Genomic DNA, 23,876 nt, shown 5'->3' on the forward strand with positions numbered 1-23,876 from the left:
CATGGCTTCTTCGTCCAATTCCTTTCCATGGCGCCTGGGGCCCATACGCGCCAAGGCCTGTGCCTGCAGCAGCGCCATGTGCCAGCGCCTGCACCAGCGGGTGATGGACGACCTCACGCGCCGCCGCTTCCTGGGGGGCGTGACGGCCATGCTGACCCCGTTTGCCCTGCCCGCGGTGGCGGCACCGTCCGCGCCCGATGCCCAGCGCCCCCTGCTACTGCGCAATCTTCGGCTGTTTGACGGTTCGGGCAAGGCCGTGCGCGAAGGCGTGCAAGTCCTGGTCCAAGGCAAGCGCATTGCCGACCTGCTGCCCGCGCAAGCCACGGTGGAAGGCGCTCAGGTCATCGACTGCCAGGGCAAGCTGGCCCTGCCCGGCCTGATCGACACGCACTGGCACACCATGCTGGCGGCGATCTCGCAGCTTTCCGCCGTCTCCGCCGACCTGGGCTACCTCTACCTGGTGGCGGCACAGGAGGCACAGCGCACCCTGATGCGCGGCTTCACTTCGGTGCGCGACGCCGGCGGCCCGGCCTTTGCGCTCAAACGCGCGATCGACGAAGGGCTGGTCCCCGGACCCCGCATCTTCCCCAGCGGGGCCATGATTTCACAGACTTCGGGCCATGGCGACTTCCGCCTGCGCAGCGACATCCCCCGCGCGCCCAACGGGCCGCTGAGCCTGACCGAAAGCCTGGGCGTGGCGATGATTGCCGATGGCGAGGCCGAAGTGCTGCGCCGCGTGCGCGAGCAGCTGATGCTCGGCGCCTCGCAGGTCAAGATGCTCGCCGGCGGCGGCGTGGCTTCGCTGTATGACCCGCTGGACAGCACGCAATTCACCGAGCGCGAGCTGCGGGCCGGCGTGGAGGCGGCCAGCGACTGGAACACCTACGTCATGACGCATGTCTACACGCCCAAGGGCATACAGCGGGCCATCCGTGCCGGCGTGAAATGCATAGAGCACGGACAACTGGCCGACGAGGCCAGCGTGCGCATGATGCGCGACGAAGGCGTGTGGTGGAGCCTGCAGCCGTTCCTGCAGGATGAGGACAGCAATGTCTACGCCGATCCCGGGCAACGCGCCAACCAGAAAAGAGTGGCCGAAGGCACAGAAAAAGCCTACGCCCTGGCGCAGAAATACGGCATCAAGACCGGCTGGGGCACGGACATCCTGTTCAATCCCCGCAACACCGCCACCCAGGGCCGGCAGTTGGCGAAGCTGACGCGCTTTTACGACCCGCTGACGCTGCTGGGCCAGGCCACGGGCACCAATGGGGAACTGCTGGCGCTGTCGGGCGAGCGCAGCCCCTATCCCGGCGTGCTGGGGCGTATTGTTCCCGGCGCCTGGGCCGACCTGCTGATCGCCGACGGCAACCCCGCGGCCAACCTCGACTTCCTGGCCGATCCCGAGCGGAATTTGCACCTGATCATGAAAGACGGCAAGATTCACAAGAACACGCTGTAAGCCGTGTCCAGGAATGAAGCACACTCTGGCACTTTATTCCTCGCTTCCTCTCTCGCTGCCCCATGCTTGAATACCTCACCATCCCCGTCACCGCCTTCCAGCAGAACTGCTCGCTGGTCTGGTGCGACGAAAGCCGCGATGCCGCCGTGATCGATCCCGGTGGCGATCTGCCGCGCATCCTGGCCGCCATCGAGCGCCTGGGCCTGACGCTGAAGGCCATCTGGCTGACCCATGCGCACATCGACCATGCCGGCGGCACGGGCGAGCTGGCGCAGCAGCTGGACCTGCCCATCATCGGCCCGCACGAAGGCGACCAGTTCTGGATCGACGGCCTGCCGCAGCAAAGCGCCATGTTCGGCTTTCCGCCCGCGCAGACCTTCACGCCCACGCGCTGGCTGCACGACGGCGACACGGTGCAGATCGGCCAGGAAACGCTGCAGGTGCGCCACTGCCCGGGCCACACGCCCGGCCATGTGGTGTTCCACGCGCCGCAGATCGGGCGGGTGTTTGTCGGTGACGTGATCTTTGCCGGCAGCATTGGCCGCACCGACTTCCCCCAGGGCAATCACGAACAGCTGATCGCCAGCATCACCGAGCGCCTGTGGCCCATGGGCGGCAGCACGGTGTTCATTCCCGGCCACGGGCCGGAAAGCACGCTGGGGCGCGAGCGCCTGAGCAACCCCTACGTGGGCGGGACCTGAACAGACCCTCCTTCGACAAGCTCAGGATGAACGGGGCAAAGAGGCGCTTATCGCCCTCCAGCCTGCCGGTACAAGCCCTCGACCTTGGGCACGTTGCGTTCCAGCTCGCGGATCCGCTCCGGGCCGCTGGGATGGGTCGATAGGAAGGCCAGGCCCTGGCCGCCGCCGCCGGTGGCGCGGCCCATCTTCTGCCACAGGCTCACGGCGGCCTGGGGGTTGTAGCCCGCGCGTGCGGCCAGTTCCAGGCCCACCAGGTCGGCATCGCTTTCGTCGGAGCGGCTGAACTGCAGCGTCAGCAGCTGCGCGCCCATCTTCACGGCCATATTGCCCAGATCGCCCAGGCCCAGCAATTGCGCGCCCAGCGACAGGCCCAGGTTGGTGGCCTGGCTCTTGGCGAGCTGCTCGCGCGAATGTTCGCGCAGCGCATGGGCCATTTCGTGGCCCATGATCATGGCGGCTTCATCGTCCGTGAGCTGCAGCTGGTCGAGGATGCCGGTGTAGAAAGCGATCTTGCCGCCGGGCATGCAGAAAGCATTGATTTCCTTGCTGCCGATCAGATTGACTTCCCAGCGCCAGGAGCGCGCGCGCTCGTTCCACTGGGCGGCGTGCGGAATCAGCCGCTGGGCAATGGCGTGCAGGCGCCTGAGCTGTGGATTGCCGGGCTGGGCCAGCGCGCCCTGGGCCTTGGCCTTGGCCAGCAATTGCTGGTATTGCTCGGCGGCCGCCTCTTCCAGCGTCTGCGCCGGCACCAGCTGGCGCAGGCGCGAACCGCCGCCCACGTTGACCTGGGCCAGCGCCGAGGCCCCGCCGGTGGCCAGCACGGCCGCCGTCCCCAGGCGCAGGAACGCCCGTCGCGCCTGCCAGGCGCCCGCGCCGGCACTGCGGCAATGCAGGCAGGTGCCCGCATTTTCAGAAGGAATGAGGGGAAGATCGGTGTGCTGCATGCGCAAAAGTCTAGCCGTTCTGCGCACTCCTGCCATGGAACATGGTTGCCATCCCCCCCGCCGACCCAAGACACCGGGAAAGATCGCTGGGACCGATGCGTCGCATGCGGATAATGGCCCGGCAGCCTGCCCTCTTTCAAATGACCCACATCTCCTCTTCCCAAGCCGTATCCGCCCCGTCTGCCGCCAAAGACACGCCCCCGCGCCGCAGCTGGCGTGACACCTGGCGCGTCTACCGCGAGCCGGCCAGCTGGCGCATGCTGGCCTTGGGGTTTTCGGCCGGACTGCCGCTGCTGCTGGTGCTGGGCACGCTGTCGTTCTGGCTGCGCGAAGCCGGCATAGACCGCGCCACCATCGGTTATCTGAGCTGGGTCGGCCTGGTCTATGCCTTCAAGTGGCTGTGGTCGCCCCTGGTCGACCACCTGCCGCTGCCGCTGCTCACGCGCTGGCTGGGGCGGCGGCGCAGCTGGCTGCTGCTGTCGCAGCTGCTGGTCATGGCCGGACTGGTCGGCATGGCGTTCAACGATCCGCTGACCAGCCTGCGGCCCATCGTCTGGTGCGCACTGGCCGTGGCCTTTGGCTCGGCCACGCAGGACATCGCGCTCGACGCCTTTCGCATCGAATCGGCCGACGCCGACCGCCAGGCCGCGCTCGCCGCCACCTACCAGACGGGCTACCGCCTGGCCATGATCTGGGCCGGCGCGGGCGTGCTGTGGATTGCCGCGCGCACCCAGGGCGACGCGACCGGCTACCTGCACAACGCCTGGCAGGTGGCTTACTGCGCCATGGCGGCCAGCATGCTGCTGGGCGTGCTCACGGTGCTGCTGTCGCGTGAACCCGCTCCCCGCGCCCTGCCGGCCGCGCGCAATGCGGCCGAGTGGTTGCGCCACGCCGTGGTCGACCCCTTTGCCGATTTCATCCGCCGCTACCGCTGGCAGGCCGTGTTGATCCTGGCGCTGATCGCCGTCTACCGCATCAGCGATGTGGTGATGGGCATCATGGCCAACCCTTTCTATGTGGACATGGGCTTTACCAAGGACGAAGTCGCGGCCGTGACCAAGGTCTTCGGCGTGGTCATGACCCTGGCCGGTGCGTTTCTCGGCGGCGCCATGTCCATGCGCTGGGGCGTGATGCGGGTGCTGATGCTGGGCGCCGTGCTGTCGGCCGCGAGCAATCTGCTGTTTGCGCTGCTGGCCACGCGCGGCCACGATCTCACCGGCCTGGTGCTGGTGGTTTCGGCCGACAACCTGGCCGGTGGCATCGCTTCCGCGGCCTTCATCGCCTACCTCTCGGCGCTGACCAATGTGCAGTATTCCGCCACCCAGTACGCGCTGTTCAGCTCCATGATGCTGCTCGCGCCCAAATGGATCGCGGGCTTCTCCGGCGTCTACGTGGATGCCCACGGCTACGCCAGCTTCTTCATTGCCACGGCCATGCTGGGCCTGCCCGTGCTGCTGCTGGTCTGGGCCGCCTCCAAGGTCAAGCTGCAGGCACACGATTGAACGCATTGGTTTACCCCAGCTTTACCCAGGCTTCAAGCGGGCGAGACAGCCCGAAGCCACCATCAAGGGCATGGCCCTGCCTTCTTTCCCACCCCACGAGACCCTCCCCATGAGCGCGCACCACCTGTTGATGATTGAAGATGACGCCCGCCTCGCTCAGATGGTGGGCGAGTACCTGGGCCAGAACGGCCTCAAGCTCAGCCACTGCGGCGACGGTCTCAGCGGGCTGGCCGCCTTGCAGGAGCCCGACCCGCAGGCGCTGCCGGACCTGGTGATCCTGGACTTGATGCTGCCCGACATCGACGGACTGGAAGTCTGCCGCCGCATCCGCGCCCTGCCCGGCCTGGCCGCACAGGTGCCGGTGCTGATGCTCACCGCCAAGGGCGACCCCATGGACCGCGTCATCGGCCTGGAAATCGGCGCCGACGACTACCTGCCCAAGCCTTTCGAGCCGCGCGAGCTGCTGGCGCGCATCCGCGCCATCCTGCGCCGCCAGGGCCAGGGCGCGCCCGCCGCTGCCGCGAGCCAGGCCCTGCGCTTCGGCTCGCTGGAAATCGACCGCGATGCGCGCACCGTGACCGTGTCCGGCCAGCCCTGCGAGCTGACCTCCTACCAGTTCGACCTGCTGGTGGCGCTGGCCGAGCGCGCCGGGCGCGTGCTGTCGCGCGAACAGATCATGGAAGCCGTGCGCGGCCGCGAGCTCGAAGCCTTCGACCGCTCCATCGACGTGCACATGGGCCGCATCCGCGCGGCCATCGAAGTCGACCCCAAGACCCCCAAGCGCATTCTGACGGTGCGCGGCGTGGGCTATGTGTTTGCCAAGCAGCAGGACTGACGCCATGTTCCTGCTGCGCCTTTTCTCCCGCCGCCTGTACCTGCGCATCTGGCTGGCCGTGGTCGGCGGCGTGGCCGTGCTGACCCTGCTCGTGGCCTGGGCCTGGCAGACGGCGGCCGAACAGAACGCCCAGCAGAACAGCCCACCGCCCGCGCGTGAAATCGTCATCCGCGACAGCAGCGGCCGGACCCTGGTCGAAGGCCTGGGCGTGCGCCAGCCCTTCGATCCGTCCGAAGGGCAACGCTACGACATCACCGGCCCCGACGGCCAGAGCTACTCCATGCAGATGGCGCCGCGCAAGCCGCGCGGCGACCGTCCGCCGCCACATGGCGCGGCCGCCTTCTGGCTGCGCCCGCCGTTCGGCTTTCTGTGGATGCTGGCCCTGGTCGGCGTGGCCGTCGCCCTGGGCGTGTTTCCCATCATCCGCCGGCTGCTCAAGCGGCTGGAAAACCTGCAGCGCAGCGTGCAGCGCTTTGGCGAAGGCGACCTGGCCACGCGCGTCCCCGTGCAAGGCAATGACGAACTCGCCGACCTGTCGCGCCAGTTCAATGCGGCGGCCGAGCGCATCGAGGCACTGATGGCTTCGCAGAAATCGCTGCTGGCGAATGCCTCGCACGAGCTGCGTTCGCCGTTGACGCGCATCCGCATGGGCATGGAGCTGATGACGGGCACCCAGCCCTCGCCCACTTCACGCGCGGAAATCCTGCGCAACGTCGACGAGCTCGACCAACTGGTCGATGAAATCCTGCTGGCCAGCCGGCTCGACTCGCGCGAAGTGGACGTGGGCACGGAAGAATCGGTGGACCTGATAGGCCTGTGCGCCGAAGAGTGCGCGCGCATTGACGCCGAGCTGCAACTGCAAGGCCTGTCCGCGCTGGAAGTGCGCGGCGTGGCCAAACTGCTGCGCCGCGCCGTGCGCAACCTGCTGGAAAACGCACGCCGCTACAGCCACGGCGAGATCACGCTGGAGCTGGCCGGCGCCGGTCAGACCGCGGAAATCCGGGTCTGCGACCGGGGGCCGGGCGTACCGATAGACCAGCGCGAACGCATTTTCGAGAAGTTCTACCGCATGCCGGGCGCCAGCGAGCGCTCGGGTGGGGTCGGCCTGGGCCTGGCCCTGGTGCGCTCGATTGCCGAGCGCCACGGCGGCAGCGTGCGCTGCGAAGGCCGCGAAGGCGGTGGCGCCCGCTTTGTGCTGAGCCTGCCGCTGGAGCAGGCCTGAACGGCAGGTGCTTCAGCGGATCGGCTGCGCCGCCGGGCCCGTGTCCCGGCTGTACAAGGCATCGGCGCTCAGCAAGATCAGCAGCATCACGAAGAAATGGCTCTCGCGCGAGCTCCACAGCGAGGCGTTGATCAGGCTGTTGACGCCTAGGATCACCGCGAAGCTCACCAGCAGCCGGCGCTGGTGGGGCTGGGCCTGGCGCGCGGCCCAGACCGGCGCCCCCACCAGCACCAGGAACGCGAGCAGGCCCGCGATGCCGTTTTCCATCCAGAAGAACAGGTACTGGTTGTGCGGATGCCAGCGGCCGAACGCACACCAGCCATCGGCCGTGACCTGCTCGCACCAGGTGTCGTGGTAGCTGCCCGTACCCCAGCCGGTCAAAGGCTTTTTCTCGACCAGCGCCCAGGTGTTCTTCCAGAAATTGATGCGCCCGCCAATGCTGGTGATTTCCATGCTCTGGCTGTTGAGGGCTTCCGTGACCCCCTTCTTCACCCGCTCCTGCACTTCCGTCGAAGTGGCGCCCACCGTCAGCAGGCCCAGCGCCAGCACGCCCAGCGCCAGCCAGCGCCTTGCGCCTCTCGTGGCCAACATGAAAAAGGTGCCCAGCGCCACCGTCAGCAGCAGATAACCGGTGCGTCCGCTGGACAAATGGGTGATGCTCAGCACGCCCAGTGCCGCGATCAGCCACCAGCCGCCGCGCCACCAGACCGACTCGGCACGCAGCCCGCGGTCCAGGGCCAGCACGACAAAGAACGTCATCATCACGTTTTGCGTGATGTAGTCGCCGATCACGGTATGGTCCTCGCCCCAGCCCAGGTTGTGGGTGCGCGACCAGGGCAGATCCCAGAAAATGTTGCCGTAGGCCGAGGCCAGGATGAACAGCATGGCCAGCACAAAGGCATCCATGCAACGCTTGCGCCAGGGCGCTTCGGCGAGCAAGGCGATATACACCGGCACCAGCAGCAGCTTGCCGTACTTGGACAGGTGCAGGCCGATGTCATCCCAACCGGCGGGCGTGTAGAGCACGCCCAGCAGCATCAGCCCATACAGGCCCAGCGCGGCCCAGACCACGGGCGCACGGCGCACAATCGACCAGCGCTGCCCGAGGCGGCCACTGAGCAGACCGAACAACAGCGCCAGCGCCATCGCCAGATAGGCCAGGGCCATCGCCACTGGAAACGCGAAAAACCCCACCACCAAGCATGCCAGGGCAGCGGACTCACAAAATGCCTGAACTCGGCGGACGTCAAATGTCATGCGAAGAAAATACGTAGGTATCCGAAATCGGTTTTTAATGGCGCTATCGCCATGGGGCTGAATGCCTTTTCAGCAGCCGCCTTAAGTAACACTTACGACATGAAAATTCCAACCGTTCACGCCATGTACTGGGACAACATCCCCAGCAGCATCCTGTCAAAGCAACGCGAAGTCTTCGCCCACCTCGACATTCCTCTGCAGCAGGAACGCGCGGACCAGCAGCCCCATGGTCTGTGGATGAACGAAGTCCTGGAGCGCCTGGCGCCCGAGGACATCGTGGTGATCTGCGACATCGACGCGTTCCCGCTGAGCCACGCCGCCTACCTGGCGGCCGTGCAGCACGCGCAGGAAGGCGCGCTGTTCGGGCTCGCACAGTTCTCCAACCACAAGCAAGGCACGCAAGTGTATGCGGGTCCGATGTTCATGGCGTTCCGCAAAAGTATGTGGATGCAACTGGGTTCCCCGACCATGCGTTCGAGCAAAGTCAACGACGCGGCCGAAATCATGTCGGTGCTGGCCCGCGAAGCCGGCATCCCCGTGGTCATGCCGGCCGTGAGCGCCTGCCTGCTGCCCAAATGGTCGCTGGGCAACGAGGGCGTGTTCGGCATCGGCACGTTCTACGGCAAGAACGACTTCTTCCACCTGTTCGAATCGCGCAAGCCCGCCTACGAAGCGATCTTTCACGCCGTGGCCGATGACGTGCTGGCCGACAAGCCGCTGAACTTCCGCCACTACCTCGAAATCGTCGAACAGCTGCAAGCCGCGGAAAGCGGCCAGCCCCCACGCCGCCGCTCCTGGTGGAAGCGCCTGTGGAAGTGATGCCCATGCCCGACAACGCCCCGGCATCCCTGCCGCTGGTCTTCGTCAACCTCGACAGGGACGCCGAGCGGCGTGAGCGGCTGGAAGCCGAACTCGCGCGGCTGAACCTGCAAGGTGAGCGCCTGCACGCCGTCTGGTGGGCCGACCTGCCGCCCGCCGAGCAGGACGCGCTCTACAGCCCGCAGCTCAACCAAAACCAGTACTACAAGCCGCTGGTCAATGGCGAAAAGGGCTGCTACGCCAGCCACATCCAGGCCTGGCGCCAGCTGCTGGCCAGCGACGCGCCGGCCATGGTGGTGCTGGAAGACGATGTGCGCCTCGACGACCGCCTGGCCGATGGCATCGCGGCGATTGCCGCACTCGACATCCCCTGGGACATGGTCAAGCTGCTGGGCCGCGAGCACGAGAAAGTGCGCAGCCAGCGCGCCCTGCTGCCGGACGTGGCGCTGGTGCAATACCAGCGCGTGCCCAGCATGACCGCCGGCTACGTGATCAGCCGCGCGGGCGCCGCCAAGCTGCTGGCCACGCGCGTGCCTTTTGGCCGGCCCATCGACGTGGACCTGCGTTTCTGGTGGGAGAACGATTTGCGCATCCTGGGCACCGTGCCTTCGCTGCTGATCCTCGACGAGACCAGCTTCGTGAGCTCGATCTGGGCCACGCCGCCACGCGTGCCGCTGTGGCAGAAGCTGCGCAAGTTCGCCATGAAATGCAAGCTCAGCCTGGGCAACGCCCGCCACCGGCGCCAGCAGCCGGACTTGTAACTAGGCCGGCTGCACGGCCTCACCGGCATGAACGCGGTGCAGCAACGCTTCATAACCGGCCTGCATGACCGACACGTCGAACGCCGCCTCGGCCTCGGCCCGGGCCGCCTGGGCCAGGGACTGGGCATATTCGGGCCGAGTCAGCAGTTCCTTCAGGGCCTGCGCCAGCGCAGCGGCATCGCCTTCGGGCACCAGCAGGCCGGTGCGGCCCGCATCGATCACTTCGCGCACCCCGACCACGTCGCTGCCTATGCAGGCGCAGCCCGCGGCCATGGCTTCGGTCAGCGCCAGAGGCATGCCTTCGTAGTGGGTGGACAGCACGAACAGCTGCTGGCCCATCAGAAACCGCGGCAGCTGCGCCACCTGGCCCATGAACTCGACCTGCTCACCCAGACCCCGCTGGGCGACCAGCGCCCGGGCCTGGTCGCGCAGCCGCGCCTTGCCGCCGCCGGCCAGGTACAGCTTGGGGCGCAGGCCCTGCTGGCCCAGCAGCGCCAGCGCCTCGATCAAGGTGGAATGGTCTTTCTGGCGCGCAAAGCGCGACGCCATGACGATGGCAGGCGCGCGCTGCGCCCAGGGCTGCAACTGGTCCGCGGGAAAGCGCGCCAGATCGATGCCGTTGGGAATGGCAACGCAGCGCTCGCGCGCAAAACCCAGTTCGAGCAGCCGGTCGCGCACGCCCCGCGACACGCCCACGCTGGCCGCGCTGCGTCTATCCAGCCACAGCGCCTGCTTGAGCCGCCACCAGGTGTAGCGCTCGCGCGAGTTGTGTTCCACATGCACCAGTTGGGGCACGCCGGCCAGCAGGCCCGCGAAGCGGCCCCAGAGGTGGTCGCTGAAACCATGGGCCGCGAGGATGTCGGGCTGCCAGTCGCGCGCGATCCGGCGCAGCGACCAGATGGTGGCTGCATGCGACCAGCCGGGCACGACGCGCACGTCCAGCCCCTGGTCGCGCAGCGCCTGCACGCGCGCCGCATCGGTGTTGCGCTTGGCGCGCAGCACCAGCAGCACCTGCATGGACTGGCTGCGCTGCGCGGCCAGGCACAGGTCGACCGCGACCTGGGTCGCTCCGGAAAATCCACCGGTCACAAAATGCAGTACGCGCACGCTGTTATTCCCTATAAAACTGGACGTTCACCCTTCGACAGGTTCAGGGCGATCAGATGAAAAAAGGGGCCGACGGCCCCATTTTTGTGCAACTCAGCTATCCAATAGCTGCTGCGCCCCACACCCAGCTAACAGGCCTCTGAAACTGGCGCAGCCCAGCAAAGGGACACCGAGCAAGGGCCGCCCCGCAGCGATGGTGTCGTCCCCCTCCACCGAAGGATGAGAGGGGGAAGCCGCGCAGCGGCTCAGGGGGTGCTTCAGTCAGTGCCCGTGGTCCACGACTTCGCCCGGCTTCAGGCGGTACACCGTACCGCAATACGGGCACTTGGCTTCACCGCCATGGGCCACATCCAGGTACACCTTGGGGTGGCTGTTCCACAGCTTCATGTCAGCACGGGGGCTGGGGCAATACACGCCGCCATTGGCGTTGAGGTCCTTGGCGGCCAGTTCTACGACGGCTTGGGTCATCGATATATCTCTTGTCTTGGGGCTGGAAAAAACGCTCAGACCTTGGTCAGCCAGTGCGCGTACTTGGGGTTGCGGCCATTGACGATGTCAAAGAACGCCGCCTGGATTTTTTCGGTGATCGGGCCGCGGCTGCCGCAGCCGATGGCGATGCGGTCGAGTTCGCGGATGGGCGTGACTTCAGCGGCCGTGCCGGTGAAGAAGGCTTCGTCGCTGATGTAGACCTCGTCGCGCGTGATGCGGCGCTGCTGCACTTCCAGGCCCAGATCCTTGCAGATGTGGAACACGGTGTTGCGCGTGATGCCGTTGAGCGCGCCGGCCGACAGGTCGGGCGTGCAGACCACGCCGTCCTTGATGATGAAAATGTTCTCGCCCGAACCTTCGGAGACGAAACCGGCCGCGTCCAGCAGCAGGGCTTCGTCGTAGCCGTCGTCCAGGGCTTCGGTGTTGGCCAGGATGGAGTTGGTGTAGTTGCTCACCGCCTTGGCCTGGCTCATGGTGATGTTCACATGGTGGCGCGTGTAGCTGCTGGTCTTGACGCGGATGCCGCGTGCCATGCCTTCTTCACCGAGGTAGGCGCCCCAGGCCCAGGCCGCGACCATCAGGTGGATGTCGTTGCCCTTGGGCGAAACGCCCAGCTTCTTGTCGCCGATCCAGGTCAGCGGACGCAGATAGCAGGACTCCAGCTGATTGGCGCGCACCACGTCGATCTGCGCCTGGTTGGCCTGCTCCTGGGTGAACGGGATGTTCATGCGCAGGATCTTGGCGCTGTTGAACAGGCGCTTGGTGTGGTCTTCCAGGCGGAAGATGGCCGTGCCTTGCTCGGTGGCATAGGCCCGCACCCCTTCGAAGGCTCCGCAGCCATAGTGCAGCGTATGCGTCAGCACATGGACTTTGGCGTCACGCCACTCGACCAGTTGGCCATCCATCCAGATTTTGCCGTCACGGTCTGCCATCGAGGGAACTGCGGAGCTCATAGACATCCTTTGTGCAAGATCGCAAAAAGGAGATTCTACGGCGCGGGAGTGTGTTCTATGGCAGCTGCGGGGGCATCTTCCTGCGTGGGACGGTACAGCTCCCAGGATGCCAGGCGGCCGTGGTTGAAAGTGCAGGTCACGTGCGACTGCGAACCGTCGGTCCAGCGGAAGATTTCAGGCTGCTCGCCTTCCTTGGACAGCTGCTTGCCCAGCGCCCGCGTCATGGCCACGACATGCAGCATGTTCACGCCGGGACGCAGCTTGGCGTTGAGCATGACGGCGCTGTCGACATAGCCTATGGGCCGATTCGCGGCCTTGCGCATCACCGCCAGCAGCCGGTTGAAATGCAGCAGCAGCCACATCACAATACCGCCGCCGACGCCTGCCACGCCCAGCCAGCCATAAGTTTGATGGGCAGCGATCAATAGCACTGCCAGCCCGACGGGCACCCAGATTTTGCGCAAATTCATGGTCCCGATTGTCATATGGACGCCGGACTTCCGGGTTGTGGGGAGTGCGTATAACCTTTTGCCAGCCTCCGACTTCGGCCTCCGTTCGCAGCCCATGCCACTGGCGCGGCCCAAAGCGAGGATGTCGCCCCCCGGGGGAGGCGGCGCCGGCCGCACAGGGGGATCAGTTCATCCCTCGCACCACATTCATGGCCTCATCCACGCGTTCGACCGCATGAATAGTCAGGCCGGCAATGGGTTTTTTCGGCGCATTCGCCTTGGGCACCACGGCCACGGTGAAACCCAGCTTGGCGGCTTCCTTGAGCCGCTCCTGGCCGCGCGGCGCGGGACGCACTTCGCCGGCCAGGCCGACTTCGCCAAATGCGAAAAAGCCCCGCGGCAGCGCCTTGCCGCGCAGACTGGAAGTGATCGCCAACATCACCGCCAAGTCCGCTGCAGGCTCGGTGATGCGCACGCCACCCACGGCGTTGACGAACACATCCTGGTCGGCGCAGGCCACGCCCGCATGGCGGTTGAGCACCGCCAGCAGCATGGCCAGGCGGTCCTTGTCCAGGCCCACCGACAGCCGGCGCGGGCTGGGGCCGCCCTGGTCCACCAGTGCCTGGATTTCGACCAGCATGGGGCGCGTGCCTTCGAGCGTGACCAGCACGCAGCTGCCGGGCACGGGCTCGGTGTGCTGGCTCAGAAAGATGGCGCTGGGGTTGGTCACGCCCTTGAGGCCTTTTTCCGTCATCGCGAACACGCCGATCTCGTTGACGGCGCCGAAGCGGTTCTTGATGGCCCGCACCAGGCGGAAGCTGCTGTGCGTGTCGCCTTCGAAGTACAGCACCGTGTCGACCATGTGCTCGAGCACGCGCGGGCCGGCCAGCGCGCCTTCCTTGGTCACATGGCCGATCAGCACCACGCAGATGCCCGTGGTCTTGGCCGCGCGCGTGAGGTGGGCCGCGCATTCGCGCACCTGGGCCACCGAGCCTGGCGCCGACGACAGCTGGTCGGAATAAACCGTCTGGATGGAGTCGATCACCACCACCGCGGGCTGGTTGGCTTCGAGCGTGGCGAGGATTTTCTCCAGCTGGATCTCGGCCAGCACCTGCACCTGGCTGTTGTCCAGGCCGAGGCGGCGCGAACGCAGCGCAATCTGGGCGCCGCTTTCCTCGCCCGTGACATACAGCGTGGGCAGGCCCTTGCGGTGCAAGGCGTCGAGCGCCTGCAGCAGCAGCGTCGACTTGCCTATGCCCGGGTCGCCGCCGATCAGCACCACCCCGCCTTCGACGATGCCGCCGCCGAGCACGCGGTCGAGTTCATCAATGCCGCTGGGCGTGCGCGCCACGTCGGTGGCCTCGATGGCCGACAGGGGAATCACCGGCTGGGCATTGGCCAGGCCCGCATAGCCCTGGGGTGCGCTCAGACGGTTCTTGCCACCGCTGGCCGACTCGGACACCGATTCGATCAGCGAGTTCCAGGCACCGCAGGAAGGGCACTTGCCCAGCCAGCGCGGACTGGTCGCGCCGCAGGCATTGCATACATATTGGGTTTTCTCTTTGGCCATGGGGCGAGCATATCGCCCCGCGGCCGCCGGCCCTGGCAACCTCTTGGTTACCCGTAGTACTGGCTACACCCACAGCTTCATAAAAATGGCATGGCCCGGCTCAGGGGGTGCTGGCCAACTCTGCATGGTGCGCGATCTCGCCGCGCTTCCAGTAGGCGGCGATGCGCATGCGCTTGGCATCGACGCCGGGCTTGGCCAGCACGATGCGGCGCAGCGCGGCCATGTCGTTGTGCTCGCCCGCGGCCCAGATGAAGCCATCGCCCGCGGGCAGCGCCAGCTGCTCGGCCGCGGCCGTGAGCGAATCCACCCATTGCAGATCGAGCCGGGCGGCGCTGGAAAGCGGGCGCTGGTCGCGCGCATCGACCACGCGGATGCGCACCGTGGCGCAGGCCGTGGCCGGCAGTTCGGCCAGGCGCCGCTCGATCGCCGGCAGCGCGCTTTCGTCGCCCAGCAGCCAGTGCCATTCGAATTCCTTGGGAACCACCAGGCTGCCGCGCGGGCCGGCCACACCCACCCACTGGCCCAAGGGCGCGTTGACCGCCCATTCCGCGGCCGGGCCGGTGTTGTGCAGCGCGAACTCCAGCACCAGGTCGCCACGGGCGGTGTCCCAGCGCACGGGCGTGTAGTCGCGGGTGACCGGGCGCTCGCCCTCGAACATCGGACGGCCGTCCTGGATGATGGGCAGGTTGGGCCGCTGCTGGCCGGCCTGGGGCAGGATGAATTTCAGGTGGTCGTCGAAGCCGGCGCTGGCAAAGCCCGCGAGTTCCGGTCCGGCCAGGGTCACGCGCACAAAGCCGGGGCTGACGATTTCGCGCGCCTGCAGTTGCAGATGGCGCGCGGCAAAAGCGTGGCGCACGCGCTCCACGCGCAGTGGAGTGGTCTCGAGGGTCTCAGAAGCAGTGGTGTTCATGTTGGCCTTGGGCGTAAAATGTTGACTTAATCAACGAAATATCCTCTTATTCGTTGATTAAGTCAACCATAAATACATTCCCATGACCGCCCAAACCCCTGCCGACGTCTTTGAGGCCATGCACGACCTGATGCACGCCTACCGCCGGCGCATGCGCGCCGCCGTCCATGCCATACAGCCCGATCTCACGCACAACGAAGTGCGGGCCCTGCTGTTCGTAGGCCGCCACCCCATGCGCACGCAAAGCGATCTGGTCGAGCACAGCGGCGCGGACAAGGCCCAGATCGCGCGCATGCTCAATATGCTGGAGGAGCGCGGCCTGCTGGAGCGCGTGCCCCACCCCCAGGACAAGCGCAGCCGCTGCCTCGCCCTGAGCCCCGCCGGCCAGGCCGTCTGCGAAGCCATGCGCACAAGCCGGCGCAGCGTCACCCAGCAGATGCTGCAAGGCGTTGCGCAGGAAGAAGAACAGCAGTTGCAGGCCCTGCTGATGCGGCTGATGGACAACCTGAACGAATAAACAGGGCCCCGCCCCATCCACACGCGCCCTTCGACCCTTCGGCAGGGGCGAGGGGTGGACGGCGCCTCAGTCCGCGACGACCATCGTCACCCTCGGCGCCACCGCGCACATCAATTCATAGCCCAGCGTCCCGCCCGCCTGCGCCACCTCGTCGATGGACAGCAGCGCGCCATTCGACGCCCGGCCCCACAGCGTGACTTCGCTGCCCATGCCCGCGCCCTCCACAGGCGTCAGGTCGACGGTGAGCATGTCCATGCTGACCCGGCCCAGCACGCGCGTGCGCTGGCCATTGACCAGCACCGGCGTGCCCGTGCCGCAGGAGCGCGGGTAGCCGTCGGCATAGCCACAGGCGACCACGCCTATGGTCATGGGAGCTTCGGCGGTGAACGTCGAGCCGTAGCCCACGGTCTCGCCGGCCTGCAGATGCTGCACGGCGATCACCCGGGTGGACAGCGTCATCGCGGGCTGCAGCGCCCAATCCTGGGCCGTGTGCAGCGGGTAGTCGGGCGCGCTGCCGTAGAGCACGATGCCCGGGCGCACCCAATCGCAGCGCACCTGGGAATCCTGCGCCAGGGCCAGGGTCGCGGCGCTGTTGCACAGGCTGCGCTCGCCGGGCAGGTCTTGCGTGGCGGTATGGAAAACGCTCAACTGGTGGGCGATGCCGCGCGGGCCGTCGGCGTCGCTGAAATGGCTGATGAAGGAGATTTCATCGACCTGGGTCAGGGCGTTGAGCCGGGCCCAGGCCGAGCGGTAGCTGCCGGGCGCAAAGCCCAGGCGGTTCATGCCTGAATTCATTTTCAGGAACACCCGGTGGCCGACCTGGGTCTTGTGCGCGGCCAGCCAGTCGATCTGTTCGTCGCAATGCACTACGTGCCACAGACCCAGACGCGAGCACAGCTCCAGGTCGCGCGCTTCGAACGCGCCTTCGATCAGCAGGATGGGACCGCGCCAGCCCAGCTGGCGCACGCGCTCGGCCTCGGCCAGGTCGAGCAGCGCAAATCCGTCGGCGCCGCGCAGGGCGTCAAACACCCGCTCAATACCGTGCCCGTAGGCGTTGGCTTTGATGACTGCCCACAATTTGGCATCAGGTACGGCTTGGCGCACACGCTCAAGGTTATGGCGCAAAGCGTCGGGATGGATGGTGGCAAGAATGGGACGCGGCATGGTTCTGAAGCAATCTGTAGGGGGGAATTCTGGCACTCCTGGGCCTGGGCTGCGTGTTATAACCAACAGTTACTAGCCGACTAAGGCCTGTTCACACTATCACTCCGGCAAAGGCTTCGCTCATGCCCGTTCCAGCTATTCCATGAAGCGCGGTTTTTACACCATCATGTCAGCGCAGTTTTTCAGCTCGCTGGCAGACAACGCCTTGTTCGTTGCCGCCGTGGAGCTGTTGCGCACGGGCGGCGCACCCGAGTGGCAGCGCGCAGCTCTGGTGCCCATGTTCGCGCTGTTCTACGTCATCCTGGCGCCGTTTGTCGGCGCTTTCGCGGACGCCTTTCCCAAGGGCCGCGTGATGTTCGTCAGCAATGCCATCAAGGTGATCGGCTGCCTGATGATGATGCAAGGCCACCATCCCTTGCTGGCCTACGCCGTGGTCGGCCTGGGCGCTGCCGCCTACTCCCCGGCCAAGTACGGCATCCTCACCGAACTGCTGCCCTCGTCCCAGCTGGTCAAGGCCAATGGCTGGATCGAAGGCCTGACCATCACCTCCATCATTCTGGGCGTGCTGCTGGGCGGGCAACTGGTGGGCCCCCTGTTCTCGCCCCATCTGCTGGCCCTGGGATTGCCCGGCGTGGACAACGCCGCCGAAGCGTCGATCGCCGTGCTGGTGCTGATCTACGCGCTGGCCGCCTGGTTCAACATGTGCATTCCGCACACCGGCGTAGTCATGCGCCCGCTGCGCCAGGACCCCAACAAGAGCCTGATGAACAACACCCTGGCCCTGCTGCCCGACTTCTGGACCTGCAGCCAGCGCCTGTGGAGCGACAAGCTCGGCCAGATTTCGCTGTCCACCACCACGCTGTTCTGGGGCGTGTCGGGCAATCTGCGCTACATCGTGCTGGCCTGGAGCGCCGCGGCACTGGGCTACAGCACCACGCAAGCCTCTTCGCTGGTGGGCGTGGTGGCCATAGGCACGGCCGTCGGCGCCGTCGCGGCTTCGAGCTACATGAAGCTGGAGACGGCCACGCGCGTGATCCCGCTGGGCATCGCCATGGGCGTGCTGGTTATCTGCATGAACTTCATCGACAGCATCTGGATCGCCGTGCCCTTTCTGATCCTGCTGGGCGGGCTGGGCGGCTTCCTGGTCGTGCCCATGAACGCCCTGCTGCAGCACCGCGGCCACAACCTGATGGGCGCGGGCCGCTCCATCGCCGTGCAGAACTTCAACGAGCAGGCCTGCATCCTGCTGCTGGGCGCGTTCTACAGCCTGTCCACCAAGCTCGGACTGTCGGCGTTTGGCGCCATCACCCTGTTTGGCCTGGCCGTCGCCAGCATCATGTGGTGCATAGGCCGCTGGCATGTCTACAACTGCCGTCACTACCCGCGCGAAGTGGCCCGGCTGCGCAAGATCGCCCGCCAGGACGACAGCCACTGATTTTCTCTATCGGCCAGACAGCAGCCCCTGCGGCCGCTGTCTGGCTTTTTTTCGTTTGCTTCCCATGCGCTCTTCCCTGCCCGTTCTGGCCCTGCTGCTCAATGCCCTGATCTGGGGCCTGTCGTGGTGGCCGCTGCGCCACCTGCATGCCGCCGGCCTGCACCCGCTGTGGGCCACGGCGCTGATGTATGGCGCGGCGCTGTGCGCCCTGCTGCTGCTGCGCCCGCGCAGTTGGCGCCTCGCCCTGGCCCACCCGGTGTTGCTGCTGCTGGCCTTGAGCTCGGGCCTGACCAATGTGGCGTTCAACTGGGCCGTGACCGTGGGCGACGTGGTGCGCGTAATCCTGCTGTTCTATCTGATGCCCGCCTGGGCCGTGCTGCTGGCCTGGAAGCTGCTGGGCGAGCGCCCCACGCCGATGGCGATGCTCCGGCTGGTGCTGGCTTTCGCGGGCGTGGTGCTGGTGCTGCTGCCGGCCGACGGCGCGCGCACGGGCCTGTTCACCGGACTGTCCCTGGCCGACGGCCTGGCCGTGCTGGGCGGCTTCATGTTCGCGCTGACCAACGTCAGCCTGCGCCGCATGCACGCCCTGCCCGGCCAGGCCCGCATGCTGGCCATGTTCGCCGGCTGCACGGCCATGGGGCTGGCCGCCGCCGTCCTGGCCTGGACGCTGGGCATTGCCCCGGGCCTGCCCGCGCCCCAGCCCGGCTGGCTGCTGCTGGCCGCGGCCATGGCGCTGCTGATGCTGCTGAGCAACTGGGCGCTGCAGTATGGCGCGACCCGCCTGCCGACCAGCGTGACATCGGTGGTCATGCTGTCCGAAGTGCTGTTCGCCAGCGTGTCCGCCGTCTGGCTGGGCTCGGCCGAACTGGCGCCGCGCACCCTGGCCGGCGGCGCGCTGATCATCCTGGCGGCCCTGATGGCGGCCACGGCGCGGCGGCGCACGCAGAGCTAGCGTATCCACGCACAGCCGCCGGCCTGTCCAACGGTATAAGCTGGCAGTTCCGCACTGCCAAGGACCGCCCATGACCGACGCCGCCTCCATTTACGAATTCACCGCCACCGACATCCGCGGCCAGGAGGTGCCACTGTCGCGCTACCAGGGCCAGGTGCTGCTGATCGTCAACACCGCCAGCGCCTGCGGCTTCACGCCGCAATACGCGGGCCTGCAGGCGCTGCATGCGCAATACGCCGACCAGGGGCTGACGGTGCTGGGCTTTCCCTGCAATCAGTTCGGCCAGCAGGAAAAAGGCAGCGCCGACGAAATCGCCACCTTCTGCGAGCGCAACTTCGGCGTGCAGTTTCCCTTGATGGCCAAGATCGAAGTCAACGGCGACGGCGCCCACCCGCTGTACCGCTGGCTCACGGCCCAGGCGCCGGGGCTGCTGGGCAGCAAGTCCATCAAATGGAATTTCACCAAGTTTCTCGTCGGCCGCGACGGCCAGGTGATACGCCGCTACGCACCGCAGGATGCGCCCGCCAAGCTGGCCAAGGACATTGCCGCCGCCCTCGGGTGACAGCGCGGCCCTGAGGCCGCTTCGGCCTCATGCCAGGCAGGTGTCGTCGGCGCAATGCGCACCGATCAGCGTGGCCGCGTTCATTTCTTCGAGCTGGTCCACGGAAGCATACATGCCGCGGTACGGGGTTTTGGATGCTCCGTGGTTGGCCATGGTCCCTTGATCCCACCGCTGTATCAACACCTCGCCCACCTGTTCCTCGGGCTGTTTTTCCAGCACTCCCAAACTGGTTTGGATGGCCTCATCATTTTTCAATATCTCTGCCCACCGAGACGGTGTTGCCGTGAATTTCATGATCGACATACTGAACCCTTTTGAACATGGATTGCAAAACCAGCCAGGCTGAGGTTTACGACCGTGGCGCACAGATGCCGATGACACGCAGCCAGCCAGGGACTAAGTAACATCGAAGATCGATACGTTCCGTTGCTCGCCAGCATGCGAGAGCGCTGGGTTGTCACACTCCTGGAATGGCACTGGCGCGGCGCCGCTGCACGCAGCAGACGCAAAAAAGCCCCGGGCGCTCGCGCGCACAGGGCTTTGGTCCATTGCACGGCAGCCTCGCGGCCGCCCCGTGCATCAGGTCTGGTCGGCCGCCTCGACGGGCGATCCCGCGGCGGGCGATCCCGCGGCGGGCGCCGCAGCAGCTTGTTCGGCCGCAGCCGCGGCCTGGGCCTTGCGGCGGCGTGCGCGTTCCACGGTCTGGGCCACGCTGCGCGCGACCATGCCGTACATGTCGGCAAACGCCGCCATGTCCTGGCCGCTGGCTTCGAAGGCACGCAGCAGGGCTTCGTCCTTGGCGGCGCGCGCCGCGGCTTCCGCCAGGGCTTCGTCGACCAGTGCGTTGGCGGCGTCATCGCGGCTTTGCACGCGCTCGGCATAGGCTTCGCGGCTCAGGCCCGACGCTTCGAACGCCTGGATGATGCGGCCCAGCAGCTTGGGACGCAGGTCTTCGGCCGAGCGCTGTTGGCGACGGCGGAAGACTTCGAGCAGCGCATGGTGCACATGTTCGGCAGCCATGGCTTCGACCGGCTGGCCTTGCAAATCATGGCGCGGCTGGCCCGCGGCCACGGCCGTGAGATAGCGCGACGAGCGGGTATGGATGGACAGCGCCACCTTCAGACCGTCACGGTCAAAGGCTTCGGGCTGGGCGTCCAGCAGGTCCTGGAAAATACCGCGCTTCATGGGCAGCGGCGTTTCACCGAACAGCTGGGGGTAGAAATCGGCCAGTTGCAACAGCATGGGATGCTGGCTGCGGGGCGCGCGAGCGCCCTGGCCCTGGGCCGAGCGCTCGGCCGCTGGGGCGGAACGTTCAGCGGCGGGTGCCGCACCAGCAGGTGTCGCACGGCGACCGCGGCCGCCTCGGCGACGGGGTTTGCGGGAAGAATCAGCCGCTGCTGAAACATCAGCGCCGGTGTCAGCCTGCGAGGCGATCACAGCGGGGGTGACCCCGGTGGCCGGGGTCGCAGTATTCTGTTCTTGTGGTTCAGACACGGGATCAGTCATGGCGTAGCGCAGCTCAATGGAATAAAAGAAAACCCTGCATCATGCCAGCATTGGCAATCGCCGCACAGCGGCGTTGTCTCTGCGGAGGCCCGCAAGCGCTCAAATCCGTCGTCCGCAACAACACGCAGAGCCCACGAAACTGGCGCGGCCCAACTCAGGGGCAGCGAGCAAGCGCCGCCGCGCAGCGAGGCTGCCGTCCCCCTCCAGGGGGAAGCCGGGGCCGGCCATCCGGCGCAAGCGGCTCAGGGGGTCTCAAACAAGGCTTCATCCAGCACTTCCACCCAGTGGCGCACCGGCACCTCGGTGCCGCTTTGCAAATGGGTGATGCAGCCGATGTTGGCCGAAAGGATGGCGACGGGAGGCGCTTCACCGCAGGCATCGCCCAGGGCATCCAGCTTGCGCTCGCGCAGCTGGCCGGCAAGGGCCGGCTGCAGCACCGAGTAAGTGCCCGCCGAGCCGCAGCACAGATGCGACTCGGTGCGCGCCACGCGCAGCTGAAAGCCCAATTGGGCCAGATGCGTTTCCACGCCACCGCGCAGCTGCTGGCCATGCTGCAGCGTGCACGGCGGATGGTAGGCCATGACGCCGGCCGGGGCCTGGATCCGGCCTTGCAGGCGCTGGGCCAGCTCGGGCAGCAATTGCGGCAGCAGCTCGCTCAGGTCGCGCGTGAGCGCACTGATGCGCGCGGCCTTGGCCGCATAGGCCGGGTCGTTGCGCAGCACATGGCCGTAATCCTTGACGGTGGCGCCGCAGCCCGAAGCATTCATCACGATGGCTTCCACCGCGCCGCTGTCCACTTCAGGCCACCAGGCATCGATGTTGGCGCGCATCTGCACCATCGCGCCGTCCTGGTCGTTGAGGTGGAACTTCACGGCGCCGCAGCAGCCGGCCTTGGGCGCAATCACCGTCTGGATCCCGGCCGCGTCGAGCACGCGCGCCGTGGCGTAGTTGATGCGCGGCAACATCGCGGGCTGCACGCAGCCCGCGAGCAGCAGCACCTTGCGTGCGTGCTGGCGCGTGGGCCAGTCACCCGCGGCACGCGGCGTGGTGACCTTGGCCTTGAGGGCTGCTGGCAGCAGCGGGCGCACGGCCTGGCCCAGCTTCATGGCCGGCGCGAACAGCGGCGAGGACAGACCTTCCTTCAGCGCCCAGCGCGTGAGCCGCTCGCCCAGCGGCCGCTCCACCTGGGCGTCGACCACCTTGCGGCCGATGTCGACCAGGTGGCCGTACTGCACGCCGCTGGGGCAGGTGCTTTCGCAGTTGCGGCAGGTCAGGCAGCGGTCCAGGTGCAGCTGGGTGGCGCGCGTGGGCGTCTGGCCTTCGAGCACCTGCTTGATCAGGTAGATCCGACCGCGCGGGCCGTCGAGCTCGTCACCCAGCAGCTGGTAGGTCGGACAGGTGGCAGTGCAAAAGCCGCAGTGCACGCATTTGCGCAGGATGGCTTCGGCTTCGGCGCCATCGGGCGTGCCTTGGTAAGCGGGGGCAAGTTGGGTTTGCATGGCGGAGGTCCGAAAATTAGGCCAGGGGCTGCAGGCGTCCGGGATTGAAGATGCCGGCCGGATCAAACGCCTGCTGCAGGCGGGCCTGCAAGGCGGCCAGCGCGGGCTGCACCGCGACGTCGACCGCGGCGGCAGCGGCAGGCGCGTCGCGCTCGGCGCAGAACATCCGGGCCGTGCCACCGACTCCGGCGGCCAGGGCCTGCAGCGCGCCGCCCAGGCTGCGCGGGGCCTGGACCCAGCGCAGCGCGCCATGCCACTCGACCAGCGGGCCGCGTGCACCTTCGGGCAGAACGAGCGCCGGCGCCTGGGCCGGCACGGACAGCCGCCACAGCGCGAGCTCTGGTCTGGCCAGTCGGTCCGTGAACCAGGGCAGTTGCTGGTCGCGGCAGGCGTCCCAGTCGGCCCCGGCCCGGGCGTTGTCCTGGCGCTCGCCGCCCAGTCGCAGGCAGGCCGATTCCACGGCCGCCTTGGCGCCGCGCAGGCGCAAGAACAGGCTGCCCCGGCCCGCATCCTCGAGCCAGCAACTGGCGTTGAGCGGCAGCGGCTGTCCGCCCCAGGTGTTGAGCCATTGCAGTGCCTGCGCCTGCGTGCAGTCGAAGCGCAGCGTGGCCTCGCCCGGCGCCACGGGCAGCACCTTGAGACTCATTTCAGTGATCAGCCCCAGCGTGCCCCAGGAGCCGGCCATGAGACGCGAGACGTCGTAGCCCGCGACGTTCTTCATCACCTGGCCGCCAAAGCGCAGCAGCTCGGCCCGGCCGTTGAGGATTTCCACGCCCAGCACGTAGTCGCGCACCGCGCCCACGCTGGCACGCGCCGGGCCGCTCAAGCCCGCAGCGACCGCGCCGCCCACCGTGGCGCCGTCCGCTACGCCTGTCGAAAAATGCGGCGGATCAAACGGCAGGCACTGGCCGTGCTCGGCCAGCAAGGCCTGCAATTCGGCCAGCGAAGTGCCCGCGCGTGCGGTCACCACCAGTTCGCTGGGCTCGTAGCTGACCACGCCGAGCAAAGGCCGGGTGTCGAGAAGCTCACCGGCCAGGGCCGGTGCATGAAAGTCCTTGCTGCCACCACCGCGCAAGCGCAGCGGAGTCTGGTCGGCAAGGGCGGCGCGTACGCGCTCGGTGATCTGGCGAAGGGCTGAATCCATGCGGCCATCGTAGCGGCTGCACCTGTCCCGCGGCTGTCGCGGGCGCGTGAATTTTTTGCACGTGACACGATAAAAAAGCCCCCACGCTTGCTCGCTACGCGTAGCCGCTGCCCCCCCAC

At 67.1% G+C, this 23,876-nt stretch carries 24 protein-coding genes; 11 read left to right on the forward strand and 13 right to left on the reverse strand.

The genetic code is table 11. The annotated features are described in order from the left end of the window. Nucleotide 1 precedes the first annotated feature (1 nt). Both N0K08_RS11765 and N0K08_RS11770 read left to right on the forward strand, forming a co-directional pair. Nucleotides 2–1,459, forward strand: a complete 1,458-nt coding sequence (locus N0K08_RS11765) for a metal-dependent hydrolase family protein (RefSeq protein WP_261500544.1) — start codon at nucleotides 2–4, stop codon at nucleotides 1,457–1,459. A 62-nt stretch (nucleotides 1,460–1,521) separates the two neighbouring features. Then, entirely contained in the window at nucleotides 1,522–2,160 is a 639-nt protein-coding gene (locus tag N0K08_RS11770; protein ID WP_261500545.1) for an MBL fold metallo-hydrolase, read from the forward strand. A 47-nt stretch (nucleotides 2,161–2,207) separates the two neighbouring features. Here the strand turns inward: N0K08_RS11770 and N0K08_RS11775 are convergent, their stop codons facing one another. Further along, the gene (locus N0K08_RS11775; RefSeq protein ID WP_261500546.1) at nucleotides 2,208–3,104 is read right to left on the reverse strand and encodes a M48 family metallopeptidase; all 897 of its coding nucleotides are present in this window, start codon (nucleotides 3,102–3,104) and stop codon (nucleotides 2,208–2,210) included. A gap of 140 nt (nucleotides 3,105–3,244) precedes the next feature. On the opposite strand from N0K08_RS11775, the gene N0K08_RS11780 reads away from it, so the two are divergent. The 3 genes from N0K08_RS11780 to N0K08_RS11790 all read left to right on the forward strand — a co-directional run bounded on the left by N0K08_RS11780 (nucleotide 3,245) and on the right by N0K08_RS11790 (nucleotide 6,663). Continuing rightward, entirely contained in the window at nucleotides 3,245–4,606 is a 1,362-nt protein-coding gene (locus N0K08_RS11780; protein ID WP_261500547.1) for an AmpG family muropeptide MFS transporter, read from the forward strand. 109 nt (nucleotides 4,607–4,715) lie between these two features. After that, nucleotides 4,716–5,441, forward strand: a complete 726-nt coding sequence (locus tag N0K08_RS11785) for a response regulator transcription factor (RefSeq protein ID WP_261500548.1) — start codon at nucleotides 4,716–4,718, stop codon at nucleotides 5,439–5,441. 4 nt (nucleotides 5,442–5,445) lie between these two features. Then, complete coding sequence (locus tag N0K08_RS11790; RefSeq protein WP_261500549.1) at nucleotides 5,446–6,663, forward strand: HAMP domain-containing sensor histidine kinase; 1,218 nt, start codon at nucleotides 5,446–5,448, stop codon at nucleotides 6,661–6,663. Between the two features lie 12 nt (nucleotides 6,664–6,675). Here N0K08_RS11790 and N0K08_RS11795 read toward each other — a convergent pair whose 3' ends face one another. Then, nucleotides 6,676–7,830, reverse strand: coding sequence for an O-antigen ligase family protein (locus N0K08_RS11795; protein ID WP_261500886.1), 1,155 nt, complete (start codon nucleotides 7,828–7,830; stop codon nucleotides 6,676–6,678). Between the two features lie 189 nt (nucleotides 7,831–8,019). On the opposite strand from N0K08_RS11795, the gene N0K08_RS11800 reads away from it, so the two are divergent. Both N0K08_RS11800 and N0K08_RS11805 read left to right on the forward strand, forming a co-directional pair. Beyond that, on the forward strand, nucleotides 8,020–8,739 hold the full coding sequence (locus N0K08_RS11800; RefSeq protein ID WP_261500550.1) for a hypothetical protein: 720 nt from the start codon (nucleotides 8,020–8,022) through the stop codon (nucleotides 8,737–8,739). Nucleotides 8,740–8,744: 5 nt separating this feature from the next. Continuing rightward, nucleotides 8,745–9,500 carry a glycosyltransferase family 25 protein gene (locus tag N0K08_RS11805; protein ID WP_261500551.1) on the forward strand — a complete coding sequence of 252 codons (756 nt, stop codon included), beginning with the start codon at nucleotides 8,745–8,747 and terminating at the stop codon, nucleotides 9,498–9,500. Here N0K08_RS11805 and N0K08_RS11810 read toward each other — a convergent pair whose 3' ends face one another. From N0K08_RS11810 to N0K08_RS11835, 6 genes are all read right to left on the reverse strand, one after another. Next, complete coding sequence (locus tag N0K08_RS11810; protein ID WP_261500552.1) at nucleotides 9,501–10,607, reverse strand: glycosyltransferase; 1,107 nt, start codon at nucleotides 10,605–10,607, stop codon at nucleotides 9,501–9,503. It lies immediately after the preceding gene. A gap of 261 nt (nucleotides 10,608–10,868) precedes the next feature. Beyond that, on the reverse strand, nucleotides 10,869–11,075 hold the full coding sequence (locus tag N0K08_RS11815) for a zinc-finger domain-containing protein (RefSeq protein WP_261500553.1): 207 nt from the start codon (nucleotides 11,073–11,075) through the stop codon (nucleotides 10,869–10,871). Between the two features lie 35 nt (nucleotides 11,076–11,110). Further along, nucleotides 11,111–12,049: a branched-chain amino acid transaminase gene (locus N0K08_RS11820; protein WP_261500554.1), complete on the reverse strand. Its 939-nt coding sequence runs from the start codon at nucleotides 12,047–12,049 to the stop codon at nucleotides 11,111–11,113. 35 nt (nucleotides 12,050–12,084) lie between these two features. Further along, nucleotides 12,085–12,519 (reverse strand): glycerate kinase, encoded by a 435-nt coding sequence (locus N0K08_RS11825; protein ID WP_261500555.1) that lies wholly within the window; start codon nucleotides 12,517–12,519, stop codon nucleotides 12,085–12,087. Between the two features lie 163 nt (nucleotides 12,520–12,682). Continuing rightward, nucleotides 12,683–14,068 carry a DNA repair protein RadA gene (gene radA / locus N0K08_RS11830; protein ID WP_261500556.1) on the reverse strand — a complete coding sequence of 462 codons (1,386 nt, stop codon included), beginning with the start codon at nucleotides 14,066–14,068 and terminating at the stop codon, nucleotides 12,683–12,685. A gap of 100 nt (nucleotides 14,069–14,168) precedes the next feature. Then, the gene (locus N0K08_RS11835) at nucleotides 14,169–14,978 is read right to left on the reverse strand and encodes a siderophore-interacting protein (RefSeq protein ID WP_261500558.1); all 810 of its coding nucleotides are present in this window, start codon (nucleotides 14,976–14,978) and stop codon (nucleotides 14,169–14,171) included. Nucleotides 14,979–15,060: 82 nt separating this feature from the next. Here N0K08_RS11835 and N0K08_RS11840 point away from each other — a divergent pair, with 82 nt between their 5' ends. Further along, nucleotides 15,061–15,495 carry a MarR family winged helix-turn-helix transcriptional regulator gene (locus tag N0K08_RS11840; protein ID WP_261500559.1) on the forward strand — a complete coding sequence of 145 codons (435 nt, stop codon included), beginning with the start codon at nucleotides 15,061–15,063 and terminating at the stop codon, nucleotides 15,493–15,495. Nucleotides 15,496–15,561: 66 nt separating this feature from the next. On the opposite strand, the gene alr is transcribed toward N0K08_RS11840, so the two are convergent. After that, the gene (gene alr, locus N0K08_RS11845; RefSeq protein WP_261500560.1) at nucleotides 15,562–16,659 is read right to left on the reverse strand and encodes an alanine racemase; all 1,098 of its coding nucleotides are present in this window, start codon (nucleotides 16,657–16,659) and stop codon (nucleotides 15,562–15,564) included. Nucleotides 16,660–16,801: 142 nt separating this feature from the next. Between alr and lplT the strand changes: the two genes are divergently transcribed. From lplT to N0K08_RS11860, 3 genes are all read left to right on the forward strand, one after another. Then, a complete protein-coding gene (gene lplT, locus N0K08_RS11850; protein WP_261500561.1) occupies nucleotides 16,802–18,094 on the forward strand; it encodes a lysophospholipid transporter LplT in 1,293 nt (430 codons plus the stop codon). Between the two features lie 64 nt (nucleotides 18,095–18,158). Beyond that, nucleotides 18,159–19,046, forward strand: a complete 888-nt coding sequence (locus tag N0K08_RS11855) for a DMT family transporter (protein ID WP_261500562.1) — start codon at nucleotides 18,159–18,161, stop codon at nucleotides 19,044–19,046. Between the two features lie 70 nt (nucleotides 19,047–19,116). Next, a complete protein-coding gene (locus tag N0K08_RS11860; RefSeq protein ID WP_261500563.1) occupies nucleotides 19,117–19,608 on the forward strand; it encodes a glutathione peroxidase in 492 nt (163 codons plus the stop codon). Nucleotides 19,609–19,635: 27 nt separating this feature from the next. Here N0K08_RS11860 and N0K08_RS11865 read toward each other — a convergent pair whose 3' ends face one another. From N0K08_RS11865 to glcE, 4 genes are all read right to left on the reverse strand, one after another. Then, entirely contained in the window at nucleotides 19,636–19,902 is a 267-nt protein-coding gene (locus tag N0K08_RS11865; RefSeq protein ID WP_261500564.1) for a hypothetical protein, read from the reverse strand. A gap of 285 nt (nucleotides 19,903–20,187) precedes the next feature. Next, nucleotides 20,188–21,114 carry a ProQ/FINO family protein gene (locus N0K08_RS11870; protein ID WP_261500565.1) on the reverse strand — a complete coding sequence of 309 codons (927 nt, stop codon included), beginning with the start codon at nucleotides 21,112–21,114 and terminating at the stop codon, nucleotides 20,188–20,190. Nucleotides 21,115–21,356: 242 nt separating this feature from the next. Continuing rightward, entirely contained in the window at nucleotides 21,357–22,613 is a 1,257-nt protein-coding gene (gene glcF / locus N0K08_RS11875) for a glycolate oxidase subunit GlcF (RefSeq protein WP_261500566.1), read from the reverse strand. A gap of 16 nt (nucleotides 22,614–22,629) precedes the next feature. Continuing rightward, nucleotides 22,630–23,757, reverse strand: coding sequence for a glycolate oxidase subunit GlcE (gene glcE, locus N0K08_RS11880; RefSeq protein ID WP_261500567.1), 1,128 nt, complete (start codon nucleotides 23,755–23,757; stop codon nucleotides 22,630–22,632). Nucleotides 23,758–23,876: the final 119 nt, after the last annotated feature.

Source organism: Acidovorax bellezanensis, from assembly GCF_025421555.1.
Lineage (GTDB): Bacteria > Pseudomonadota > Gammaproteobacteria > Burkholderiales > Burkholderiaceae_C > Comamonas > Comamonas bellezanensis.

Excerpts from the sequence above, each read along its gene's own strand:
- alr (WP_261500560.1), bottom strand. The coding sequence starts at position 16,659 with ATGCCGCGTCCCATTCTTGCCACCATCCATCCCGACGCTTTGCGCCAT.
- glcE (WP_261500567.1), bottom strand. The coding sequence starts at position 23,757 with ATGGATTCAGCCCTTCGCCAGATCACCGAGCGCGTACGCGCCGCCCTT.
- lplT (WP_261500561.1), top strand. The coding sequence starts at position 16,802 with ATGAAGCGCGGTTTTTACACCATCATGTCAGCGCAGTTTTTCAGCTCG.
- N0K08_RS11805 (WP_261500551.1), top strand. The coding sequence starts at position 8,745 with ATGCCCGACAACGCCCCGGCATCCCTGCCGCTGGTCTTCGTCAACCTC.
- glcF (WP_261500566.1), bottom strand. The coding sequence starts at position 22,613 with ATGCAAACCCAACTTGCCCCCGCTTACCAAGGCACGCCCGATGGCGCC.
- N0K08_RS11860 (WP_261500563.1), top strand. The coding sequence starts at position 19,117 with ATGACCGACGCCGCCTCCATTTACGAATTCACCGCCACCGACATCCGC.
- N0K08_RS11835 (WP_261500558.1), bottom strand. The coding sequence starts at position 14,978 with ATGAACACCACTGCTTCTGAGACCCTCGAGACCACTCCACTGCGCGTG.
- N0K08_RS11775 (WP_261500546.1), bottom strand. The coding sequence starts at position 3,104 with ATGCAGCACACCGATCTTCCCCTCATTCCTTCTGAAAATGCGGGCACC.
- N0K08_RS11840 (WP_261500559.1), top strand. The coding sequence starts at position 15,061 with ATGACCGCCCAAACCCCTGCCGACGTCTTTGAGGCCATGCACGACCTG.
- N0K08_RS11800 (WP_261500550.1), top strand. The coding sequence starts at position 8,020 with ATGAAAATTCCAACCGTTCACGCCATGTACTGGGACAACATCCCCAGC.
- N0K08_RS11765 (WP_261500544.1), top strand. The coding sequence starts at position 2 with ATGGCTTCTTCGTCCAATTCCTTTCCATGGCGCCTGGGGCCCATACGC.
- N0K08_RS11785 (WP_261500548.1), top strand. The coding sequence starts at position 4,716 with ATGAGCGCGCACCACCTGTTGATGATTGAAGATGACGCCCGCCTCGCT.
- N0K08_RS11780 (WP_261500547.1), top strand. The coding sequence starts at position 3,245 with ATGACCCACATCTCCTCTTCCCAAGCCGTATCCGCCCCGTCTGCCGCC.
- N0K08_RS11770 (WP_261500545.1), top strand. The coding sequence starts at position 1,522 with ATGCTTGAATACCTCACCATCCCCGTCACCGCCTTCCAGCAGAACTGC.
- N0K08_RS11855 (WP_261500562.1), top strand. The coding sequence starts at position 18,159 with ATGCGCTCTTCCCTGCCCGTTCTGGCCCTGCTGCTCAATGCCCTGATC.
- N0K08_RS11865 (WP_261500564.1), bottom strand. The coding sequence starts at position 19,902 with ATGAAATTCACGGCAACACCGTCTCGGTGGGCAGAGATATTGAAAAAT.
- N0K08_RS11795 (WP_261500886.1), bottom strand. The coding sequence starts at position 7,830 with ATGGCCCTGGCCTATCTGGCGATGGCGCTGGCGCTGTTGTTCGGTCTG.
- radA (WP_261500556.1), bottom strand. The coding sequence starts at position 14,068 with ATGGCCAAAGAGAAAACCCAATATGTATGCAATGCCTGCGGCGCGACC.
- N0K08_RS11825 (WP_261500555.1), bottom strand. The coding sequence starts at position 12,519 with ATGAATTTGCGCAAAATCTGGGTGCCCGTCGGGCTGGCAGTGCTATTG.
- N0K08_RS11790 (WP_261500549.1), top strand. The coding sequence starts at position 5,446 with ATGTTCCTGCTGCGCCTTTTCTCCCGCCGCCTGTACCTGCGCATCTGG.
- N0K08_RS11820 (WP_261500554.1), bottom strand. The coding sequence starts at position 12,049 with ATGAGCTCCGCAGTTCCCTCGATGGCAGACCGTGACGGCAAAATCTGG.
- N0K08_RS11870 (WP_261500565.1), bottom strand. The coding sequence starts at position 21,114 with ATGACTGATCCCGTGTCTGAACCACAAGAACAGAATACTGCGACCCCG.
- N0K08_RS11815 (WP_261500553.1), bottom strand. The coding sequence starts at position 11,075 with ATGACCCAAGCCGTCGTAGAACTGGCCGCCAAGGACCTCAACGCCAAT.